This is a genomic window from Pseudomonas sp. UBA6323 (assembly GCF_002439135.1).
Lineage (GTDB): Bacteria > Pseudomonadota > Gammaproteobacteria > Pseudomonadales > Pseudomonadaceae > Aquipseudomonas.
Map to the genome: position 1 here is coordinate 26,282 of NZ_DJSX01000100.1, position 9,248 is coordinate 35,529.

General features: G+C 63.0%; 11 protein-coding genes and 1 pseudogene. 3 read left to right on the top strand and 9 right to left on the bottom strand.

Features of this window, described 5'->3' with window-relative positions:
* Positions 1-93: 93 nt before the first annotated feature.
* The gene (locus B3P22_RS22590) at positions 94-606 is read right to left on the bottom strand and encodes an MgtC/SapB family protein (protein WP_296272602.1); all 513 of its coding nucleotides are present in this window, start codon (positions 604-606) and stop codon (positions 94-96) included.
* Positions 607-777: 171 nt separating this feature from the next.
* On the opposite strand from B3P22_RS22590, the gene B3P22_RS22595 reads away from it, so the two are divergent.
* Complete coding sequence (locus B3P22_RS22595; RefSeq protein ID WP_296272603.1) at positions 778-1,158, top strand: Rho termination factor N-terminal domain-containing protein; 381 nt, start codon at positions 778-780, stop codon at positions 1,156-1,158.
* A gap of 267 nt (positions 1,159-1,425) precedes the next feature.
* Here B3P22_RS22595 and B3P22_RS22600 read toward each other — a convergent pair whose 3' ends face one another.
* From B3P22_RS22600 to B3P22_RS22620, 5 genes are all read right to left on the bottom strand, one after another.
* On the bottom strand, positions 1,426-1,626 hold the full coding sequence (locus tag B3P22_RS22600; RefSeq protein ID WP_296272604.1) for a metallothionein: 201 nt from the start codon (positions 1,624-1,626) through the stop codon (positions 1,426-1,428).
* Entirely contained in the window at positions 1,623-2,045 is a 423-nt protein-coding gene (locus B3P22_RS22605; protein ID WP_296272605.1) for a hypothetical protein, read from the bottom strand. The genes B3P22_RS22600 and B3P22_RS22605 overlap by 4 nt, the downstream gene beginning before the upstream one ends.
* 72 nt (positions 2,046-2,117) lie before the next feature.
* Positions 2,118-2,462: a YgaP family membrane protein gene (locus B3P22_RS22610; RefSeq protein WP_197855676.1), complete on the bottom strand. Its 345-nt coding sequence runs from the start codon at positions 2,460-2,462 to the stop codon at positions 2,118-2,120.
* Positions 2,463-2,573: 111 nt separating this feature from the next.
* Positions 2,574-3,740, bottom strand: a complete 1,167-nt coding sequence (locus B3P22_RS22615) for a zinc-dependent alcohol dehydrogenase (RefSeq protein ID WP_197855675.1) — start codon at positions 3,738-3,740, stop codon at positions 2,574-2,576.
* 57 nt (positions 3,741-3,797) lie between these two features.
* Complete coding sequence (locus B3P22_RS22620) at positions 3,798-4,934, bottom strand: carboxylate-amine ligase (protein WP_296272606.1); 1,137 nt, start codon at positions 4,932-4,934, stop codon at positions 3,798-3,800.
* Between the two features lie 163 nt (positions 4,935-5,097).
* Here B3P22_RS22620 and B3P22_RS22625 point away from each other — a divergent pair, with 163 nt between their 5' ends.
* Both B3P22_RS22625 and B3P22_RS22630 read left to right on the top strand, forming a co-directional pair.
* Positions 5,098-6,498 carry an iron-containing redox enzyme family protein gene (locus B3P22_RS22625; protein WP_296272607.1) on the top strand — a complete coding sequence of 467 codons (1,401 nt, stop codon included), beginning with the start codon at positions 5,098-5,100 and terminating at the stop codon, positions 6,496-6,498.
* A gap of 15 nt (positions 6,499-6,513) precedes the next feature.
* Positions 6,514-7,482 carry a class I SAM-dependent methyltransferase gene (locus B3P22_RS22630; protein ID WP_296272608.1) on the top strand — a complete coding sequence of 323 codons (969 nt, stop codon included), beginning with the start codon at positions 6,514-6,516 and terminating at the stop codon, positions 7,480-7,482.
* 39 nt (positions 7,483-7,521) lie between these two features.
* On the opposite strand, the gene B3P22_RS22635 is transcribed toward B3P22_RS22630, so the two are convergent.
* The 3 genes and pseudogenes from B3P22_RS22635 to B3P22_RS22645 form a co-directional block, all read right to left on the bottom strand.
* Positions 7,522-7,992, bottom strand: a complete 471-nt coding sequence (locus B3P22_RS22635; protein ID WP_296272609.1) for a hemerythrin domain-containing protein — start codon at positions 7,990-7,992, stop codon at positions 7,522-7,524.
* Between the two features lie 78 nt (positions 7,993-8,070).
* Positions 8,071-8,220 (bottom strand): annotated as a pseudogene (locus B3P22_RS22640) (general stress protein); the annotation flags it as partial.
* A gap of 112 nt (positions 8,221-8,332) precedes the next feature.
* Positions 8,333-9,187, bottom strand: coding sequence for an SDR family oxidoreductase (locus tag B3P22_RS22645; protein ID WP_197855669.1), 855 nt, complete (start codon positions 9,185-9,187; stop codon positions 8,333-8,335).
* Positions 9,188-9,248: the final 61 nt, after the last annotated feature.

The following is a 9,248-nucleotide window of genomic DNA, read 5'->3' on the forward strand; positions in this document are numbered from 1 at the left end:
AGAGAGACGCTGGGCCTGCATGAAATACCGAGGCCGTAGCCGCGAGAAAAGTTCAGGCAGTTTTTGCCCGGTCGAAGCGTTCATGGCCTGAGTTCATGGCCTGGAATCGTTCTCGTCATCCGGCCTGACCTTGACGTTCGGATCGACCATCAGCGGCATAAGATGCAGCACCACCAGCACGACCACCGTGGACAGCACCGCAGTGGCTTCCCGACCAAGGCCGACGGCAACGCCAATGGCCGCCGAGGCCCACAGGCCGGCTGCGGTGGTCAGGCCTTTGACGTCGGAGATGTTCTGCCCCTTGAGAATGGTGCCCGCGCCGAGAAAGCCCACTCCGGCGGCGATGCCCTGAATCACCCGGCTCATGGCGTCGGCTTCGGCGCCGTCCTGCTCCAGGGCCATGACGAAGATCGCCGCGCCCAGGCACACCAGCATGTGCGTGCGAATGCCGGCAGCCTTGCCCATCACCTCGCGCTCGTAGCCGAGCAGGCCACCGAGAACCATGGCCAGGACCAGGCGCAACGTGGCGCGGGTGATGTGTTCCACCTGGCCAAGGTCGGAAAATTCCTGCACCAGGGTGGTAAGAATTCGCTCAAGGATGTCCATATGCGTCAACTCTGCAGAAGCGTTCCTGTTCTGAGCGAAGAAAGCGCCAAGAGGTTCGCTTGATCCGCGCCGCCCGGTTATCCGAAACGGGGAACCAATCGCCCTGCCGTGCATTCATTGCGAATAGGCGCCATGGGCAATTCCGCAGCATGGCGAATCGGGAGAACGCTCATGCCACGTGGCAGCAAAGACAAGTACACCGAGAAACAGAAGCGCAAGGCCGAACACATCGAGGACAGCTACAAGGATCGCGGCATCCCGCAGGATGAGGCCGAAGCGCGGGCCTGGGCCACGGTCAACAAGCAGTCCGGTGGTGGCGACAAGGCTGGCGGTTCCGGGCGCAAGACCAGCGCGGCCAGCAAGAAGGCAGCACGTAGTTCATCGGCACATCGTGCGGCGGCCACTCGCGAAGGCAAACCGCGGCCGGGCCAGCGCCTGGAGGCGATGAACAAGACCGAGCTGATGGACCTGGCGCGCAAGCGCGACATCGCCGGCCGCTCCAGCATGCGCAAGGATGAATTGCTGCAGGCGCTGCGCAAGCACGCTGTCTGAAGGCGGCGCGCAGTAGCAGCAGTTTGGCGGTACTTTCAGCTGTACCCGGCCCGTCTCCCAGGTATGGGAGACGGGATCAAACGAGCATGGCTCTGATCGACCGGTGCTAGTTTTAGTGCTCGGTATGAAAAGCACCGGCGCTGGTTGAGGCGTCGTTAAAAAACGGATTCGGATTGTTCGCTCGTAAATTCGAATGGGAGCCCGGTCCGTTTTTCACCTGTATTTTTGCATCGCCTGACCCGCGCGCGACAGCTTCTCCAACAGAACCTAGGGAGTCTGCTCCCGCTCACGCGCCACCCGCTCGCCGCAATCGCAGCCGGCGCTCTGGCACTGCACCATGCCCTTTGGATGGCGCTGCATACAGGCCTCGCAGCAGTAGACCAGATCATCGCCCGCGACTTCGTGCACCCAGTCGCGGGACTCCGCTGTGCAATCGCAGTGTGGACAGGCGCAGGTAAGTGCGTTCATGGCTTGCGCTCCTCGTCGGTGGGTACCACTTCGTCGCTCCAGGGTTTGCCGTCGAGTGGCGCCGACCGTGCCAGCTCCGCTTCGTCGAGGCCGAAACCGCCACCGACCTCGGTTTCGTCGACCACGCTGAGCTCTTCATCGTTGGCGCCACCGCCGCCGCGCTCGAAAGGTGAGCGCGCGCCGCTGTCGTCGATCAGGGTATCCGGGCTCATATCATCGAGGCAGACGTTGTCCTCGTGCTCGCTTTCGCCGAGCGTTGCGGCACCGGTCAGGCCGATTTCCTCCTCGTTGCCGGACGATGCGCGCGCAGTCTGCTGCAGCGAGGGCTCGCCCGTACCGAGACTGTCTTCGTCATCGATGAAGTCCAGCGCCTTTTCATCGATGCGTTCCTGAGTTGGACCTGGGATGGTGTCTTTCATGGGATGCCTCCTTCGATCGACAGGTGTCACGCGTGGCGACGGCGCACTAGCGCCATCGCCCGTACGCTCGGCTTATGGCGAGATCGGGTCGCTGGCCGGGAAGGTTTCTTCGACGGCATGGTCCAGGCGGCTATCCTGGCGCCCTTTCAAGGTGTCCACTTCCTTCTGCAGGCGCGGCAGTGCGGCGCGCAGTTCGGCTACGCGCTCGCGCAGGCACTCCAGTTCGGCTTTGGGGTCGCTGATCAGCCCCTTGACCACACAGTGCCCACTCAGCCCACGCTGCAGCAGCGCGGCGCCGCCAAGGGCTTTGAGCACACCCGAGGTCCCGCCCTGGCAGACACCAGCGACGATGGCAGTAGCGCCTGTAGCGAGCGAGATGGCGCGTTCAATACGAGGGACGTTTTGGGTCAATGACATGGCATTTCTCCTGATGGTTGCATGACGAAGGCCAATTGCGGCGCCCGTGAGATTTAGAAGGCCTATCGGGCGCCAAAGGTTCAGAGAATCGGGCCAGCGGTCGATTCCGGCTCAGGGCCGCAGAATCACCTTGCGGCATTGCTCGCGCCGCGAGTCGAACAGGCGATAACCCTCGGCCGCATCGGCCAGCGACATGCGGTGACTGATGATGATTTCCGGGTTCAGCTCGCCCCGCTGGATATGCTCCAGCAACGTTGGCAGCAGCGGGTGGACATGGGTTTGGCCCATCTTGAATGTCAGCCCCTTGTCGAAGGCGTCGCCGAACAGAAAGCCGTGGATGAAGCCTGCATAGACGCCCGGCACGCTCACCGTGCCGCCACGGCGCACGGCCGCGATGCACTGGCGCAGCGCCACGCCGCTGCTGGCCTCCAGCTTCAGCGTGGTCAGCACGGTTTCGGTTAGGCTGCCCTTGGCCTCGAAGCCCACCGCGTCGATCACCGCATCGACGCCGCGGTGTCCTGGCGTCTGCTCGATGATGGCGCTGGCCGGGTCGTCGACCTCGTCGAAGTTGATCGGTATCACGCCATAGGTCTGCTGGGCATAGGCCAGGCGGTAGTCGTGATGATCGACCATGAAGATCTGCTCGGCCCCGAGCATGCGCGCGCAGGCAGCGCTCATCAGCCCCACCGGGCCGGCCCCGTAGATCGCCACGCGACTGCCAGGCTTGACTCCGGCATTGACGGCCGCCTGGTAGCCGGTTGGCAGGATGTCGGTGAGGAACAGCACCTGCTCGTCATCGAGCACGTCCGGCACCTTGAACGGCCCGGTATTGGCCTTGGGCACGCGTACCAGTTCGGCCTGCCCGCCCGGCACGCCGCCATACAGATGGCTGTAGCCGAACAGTGCCGCGCCTGACGGAATCTGCTTCTTGTTGAGAATCGCGCCGCGCCCAGGATTGGTGGTTTCGCAGGCCGCATGCAGGTCCATCTGGCAGAAGAAGCAGTCGCCGCAGGCAATGACGAAAGGCACGATAACCCGGTCGCCCTTGCTGACTGCGGTGACTTGCGGGCCGACTTCCTCGACCACGCCCATGAACTCGTGGCCGAAGATATCGCCGTCCTTGACCTGCGGAATCTTGCCGCGATACAGGTGCAGATCCGAGCCGCAGATCGCCGTGGCGGTAACTCGCAGAATGATGTCGTCGGGCTGTTCGATGATCGGGTCAGGCACCCGTTCCACCCGTACATCGTGACTGCCGTGATAGGTCAATGCTTGCATGAGGCTTCTCCCGGATTAGGCATGTGTCTAGTTCCGAAATCGCTGCTGGGCAGATGTTCAGGCTATCTGCCGAACGTCCTGCAGGGATGTCTGTTGCATCAGCGTGTCGACTACTTCACGCACGGCTGTGCGATGGTCTGCGCCGCCGCTGCGGGCGCGGCGATAGAGGCCAAGCTGGGCTTCGGCGCTGCCGCCGATACGGGCCAGCTTGCGCGCATGGGCCATGATCCAGCGCTCCTCGGGCGCGATCTGCTCGGCGATGCAGGCCAGCACCTGATCCAGCCAGGCGGCGAACGGCAAGGTGTTCTGGCTACGCGGTTCGATGAACAGCCCGCGCAGCCCGCGGCGCTTGGCCCGCCAGCGATTTTCCAGGGTGAGGATGCGTGTCAGCGGGTCGTCGAACCAGTCATGGTGTGGGGCATCCAGCGCGTGGCCGAGCATGGCGCGGAACAACCCGGCGATGCACAGGGCATCCTGCAGTTGCGGACAGGCGTCGGCGATGCGCAGCTCGAGCGTGGGAAAGCGTAACGACGGGCGAATGTTCCACCACAGGTTGACGGCCGAGCCGATGCAGTCGGTAGCGGTCATCACCTTGAGGTAGCGCTGGTATTCGGCGTCATCGCGAAAGTGATCGGGAATGCCCATGCGCGGCCATTCATCGCAGACAGCCTGGCGATAGCTCATCAGGCCGCAGGGCCGGCCATCCCAGAATGGCGAGGACGCACTCAGCCCCAGCAACAGCGGCAGCCAGGGCGTCAGGCGGTTCATCAGACGGATGCGGTCGATACCTTCAGGCACCCCGACATGCACATGCAGGCCGGCCAGCACGCTGCGGCTGGCGACGATGCGGTAATCGTCGAAAATCGCCCGATAGCGCGCCATGTTGGTCGCCTGCACGCTACGCCATTGCCCCAGTGGATGGGTGCCGGCAGCGAGGATGCCACAGCCGAATTCGCTGGCCTTCTCGGCCATGGTGCGGCGCGCCTGGCCGAGAAAGTCGCGCGCCTCTTCGAGGCTGGTGAGCACAGGCGTCACCACTTCGAACTGCGCGGCGAACATCTCGCGTGTCACGCACTGGCCCAATGCGCGACGGCTGGATACGGCAAAGGCCTCGACCCCCTGCTGCGCCACGCAGCGACTCGCCAGGTCGGTCAGAAAGTACTCCTCTTCGATGCCGAACGTGCTCGTGGTCATGACCCGCCTACTCCCAGAACTCCTGCAGTTGAGGGGTGGCCGGCCGCCTGGGTTCAACCTGTTTGACGCAGCGCCGAGCGAAGCGAATTTAGGTGGAATCTTTATCCAGGCAGAGCCCTCCTAAACAGAACATGGCCCCCCGTTTTTTCAGGAGACTTGACCCATGTCGATCGCCAGTTTCATCGACAAGCCTGCCGCACAACGGATTTCCTTCGCTCCTGCCACTGGTCCCTGGCAGAGCCTTTATCGCCAACTGCTGGACGAACCCGAACCGGGGCACCCGCAAGCCAGGGAATTCATCCAGCAATGCCTGGGTGAGGTCGCGCAGCTGCCCTGCGAACTGCCGGCCAGCCCTTATGAGCTGGCTGCCTGGTCGTTGCGTCGGCATCAAAGCGTGACTGCCGATTACGCCCGTTACCTCGAAGGGCGACGCTCGGGTCAGGGCCGCCGTTTCTTTCCACGCAAGGCGCATGCCCTGCATTTTCTCCGCGCGGTCGCGCCAACCAAGCTGGTCGACGGCGCCTGGCTCTACGGCGCCCTGCCCCACTGGCGCGATTACCGCGTTTACCCGCTGGTGCAGACTTACCTGGAAGAGTTGGGCGAAGGCGCGCCCGCGCAGAATCATGTGCTGCTCTATCGGCAGCTGCTGGCCAGCCAGGGCTGTGAAGATGCGCTGGAACTGGACGACGCGCTGTATCGCCAGGGCGCCATCCAACTGGCCCTTGGGCTGCTGGTCGACGAGTTTCTGCCCGAGGTGATCGGTTACAACCTCGGCTATGAGCAATTACCGCTGCACTTGCTGATCAGCGCCTTCGAGCTCAACGAACTGGACATAGACCCCTATTATTTTCAGCTGCACGTGACCATCGACAATGGCTCCAGCGGCCATGCCGCCAAGGCGGTGCAAAGCGTGCTGGACAACCTGCCCCGAGTTGGTGATGCGCAGGCTTTCTACGAGCGCGTGATGCGCGGCTATCTGCTCAACGATCTGGGCATCGGCTCCACCGCCGTGATCGACGGTTTCGATCTGCAGCAGCAGGTACTGCAGATGCTCGAAGGCAAGCGCAAGGTGGCCAGCCAAGTGCACTCCGACTACTGCCGCATCGAGGGTCGTACGGTGAATCAGTGGCTGGGCAGCTCCGGCAATGTGGCGGGCTTTCTCGAGGCGCTGCAGCGCAATGGCTGGATACGACGCGACAAGGACCCGGTCGAAAGCCGTTTCTGGCGTCTGGTGGAGGGCCAGGGCGCAGCGATGTTCGGAGTCTTCAGCCCCTACGAGCGCCAGTTGCTGCAAGACTGGATATCCGGCGACTGGCAGCAGGCCGAACAGCGCTCGCCGTTTCGTGCGCGCCGGACAAGCCAGGCTGCCACATCGTCCGGTGCCGGTACGCAACGGGGCGAACTGGATCGTGAGCGGCGCGACATGCTCCGGCAGTTGCAGGGCCTGGATGCTTATCGACGCGAATGCCGCCTGATCGAATTGCAGTCGCCGGCCCAGCACTGGACCAGCGCCGGCCTGGCCGCCACCCGTACCTTCACGGCGATGATGCGACAGCCGCGCTGACCAAGGAGTTCGCATATGCCCGAACAGACCTTCGACACCCCGCAAACTGAGGCGCTGCTACATCTGGGTGCCCTGCTACGCGCGCGCGGCTACCACTTCGTCACCCCGACGCCGCTTACCCATCAACAGGTCAACCAGCGCGCAGGCAATGCGCCGGCAAACGACCTGCGTGATGTATTCGGCTGGAGCCGTCCCTTCGCCGAAGGGACGCTGGACGAGGAAATCGTCGAGGCCATGCGGGAAGCGCAGGTGCTGCAGCCTCACGCTCAGGGCTGGATCAGCCTGGTGCGCTTCTCCAGCCTGGGCGACGAACTCTACGTGCACTCGCGCTTTCCCACCGAGGAAAGCGACGCGGTGTTCTTCGGCCCTGACACTTACCGCTTCACCCGTTTGCTGCGCGATTACCTGGCGCACGCCAGCCAGCCATTGCGGCGCATCGCCGATATTGGCTGTGGTGCCGGCCCTGGTGCGATAACCGCGGCGCAGTTGCGTCCGGAGGCCGAGGTCTTGGCGCTGGATATCAATCCCAGGGCTCTGGCCATGACCTCGGTGAATGCGCGCCAGGCCGGTATCGATAATCTTCACGTGCAGAGCAGCGACCTGCTTCGCGATGTGCCGGGCCAGTTCGATCTGATCATCGCCAACCCGCCATACATGCTCGATCCACAACAGCGCACCTATCGCCACGGCGGCGGCAAACATGGCGCCGGGTTGTCCCTGGCAATCTTCGATACGGCGATGGAACGCCTGGCGCCCGGCGGTACGCTGCTGCTCTATACGGGTGTGGCGATCTTCGCCGGCGAAGACCCCTTGCTCAATGCTATCCGTCTGTCCCTGCGCGACACCGGCTGGGATTGGGATTACGAGGAGCTTGATCCGGACGTGTTTGGCGAGGAGTTGCAGAAACCCGAATATGCTGAGGCCGAACGTATCGCCTGCGTGGCGTTGCGGCTGACCTATCAGCCCAATCTGCGCCAGCGCTAAGCCGGCGCCTGCCATACGCAGGCACCGGCCCTTCTAGGCTCAGGCTGCGTTGGCCTGAGCGCTGCTCTTGAGGGACTTGCGCAGCACTTCCATCGACTCGCCCAGTTCCTCCAGCTGCCGCTTGCTCAGCAGCTTGCGGGCCTGCGGGAACATGTCGCGCTCCTCTTCCTCGATATGGTGTTCGAGCAGTTCCTTGAGCACTTTGACCCGGCCGGCGAACTCGATGGTCGAAGGCGGCGTTTCCTTGATGTCGGGCAGTACCAGCGCCTCCACGGCGCGGTGCTCTTCCTTGGCCTCGACGGCCAACACGGCGTCATCCTTACTGCCGGCCTGCCTGAAGGCCGGATAGAAGATCTGCTCTTCGAGCTCGGTATGGATCTTCAATTCCTGCTCGATCTTGCCCAGCAGCTTCGTACGTGTCTGCACCGCTCGCTCGGTGGTTTCCTCGAGCTTGCTCAGCAGGTCCTTGACGGTTTCGTGGTCCTTTTTCAGCAGTTCGATGGCATTCATCGTCTTGCTCTCCTCAGGTCTACTAATCACATCATTACAAAAGCCCGGGCCCGCTCGAAACGGGCCCAGGCGTGACGATCACGAGTCGCGACCGCTTTGGCTTTTCTGGCCACCCTTGCGCCCGGCCTCGGACGCTCTCTGACGGTCATTGGCGAAGTTGCCGCCGCTGTTGTGGCCACCCTTACGGCCGGCTTCGGAAGCCTTGGCCCGATCATTTGCGAAGTTACCCGGATTTTTATTGGTCGCCATTGCTGGTACCTCCTGAGAGTTTTTCGCGAGGCGTTATTGCCCCTACATGAATTCAGGCAGGGGCTACGCCGAGTTGTTCAGGCTTTTTTCATCAACCATTGACCACACTGCCGCCGTTTACGTGAAGCATCTGGCCCGTGACATAAGACGCATCGTTACTGGCCAGATAGACGAATGCCGGCGCCACTTCTGCAGGTTGTCCCGGGCGTCCCATTGGCGTCTCTGCACCGAATTCGGAGACCTTTTCCGCACTGAAGGTAGAGGGAATCAGCGGCGTCCAGATCGGCCCAGGTGCGACACCGTTGACGCGGATGCCGCGCGGCGCCAGGTTGATCGACAATGATCGGGTGAACGAGGTAATCGCCCCCTTGGTGGACGAGTAGTCGAGCAGCATCGGGTTGCCCTTGTAGGCCGTCACCGAACTGGTGTTGATGATGCTCGAACCCGGCTGCAGATGCGGCAGCGCGACTTTGGTCAGGTGGAACATGGCGAAGATGTTGGTGCGGAAGGTCTGCTCCCACTGCGCCTCGTCGAGTGCTTCGAGGTTGTGCTCGGGGTGCTGCTCGCCGGCATTGTTGATGAGGATGTCGAGACGTCCCCACTTGGCGATCACCGCATCGACCACGCACTGACAGAAACTGCCATCACCCACGTCTCCGGCCACGGCCATGGCTTCGCCGCCGTGCCGGTTCACTTCGTCGAGGGTTTTCTGCGCATCCTCGTCCTCGTTGAGATAAACCAGCGCGACCTTGGCGCCTTCGAGGGCGAAGTGCACGGCGACGGCGCGGCCGATGCCGCTGTCGCCACCGGTGATGATCGCCACCTTGCCGGCCAGCTTGCCAGCGGCGCGGTAATCGTCAGCGAGGTAAACCGGTTCTGGATGCATGGCGTGCTCGACGCCAGGTCGCCGCTCCTGATGCTGAGCGGGCAAAGTCTTGTCGTTCATCTTCACTCCTCCCTTCGGCTAATCGTCAGACCGCCTTCAGACGCGGGCTGGCCATCACCGG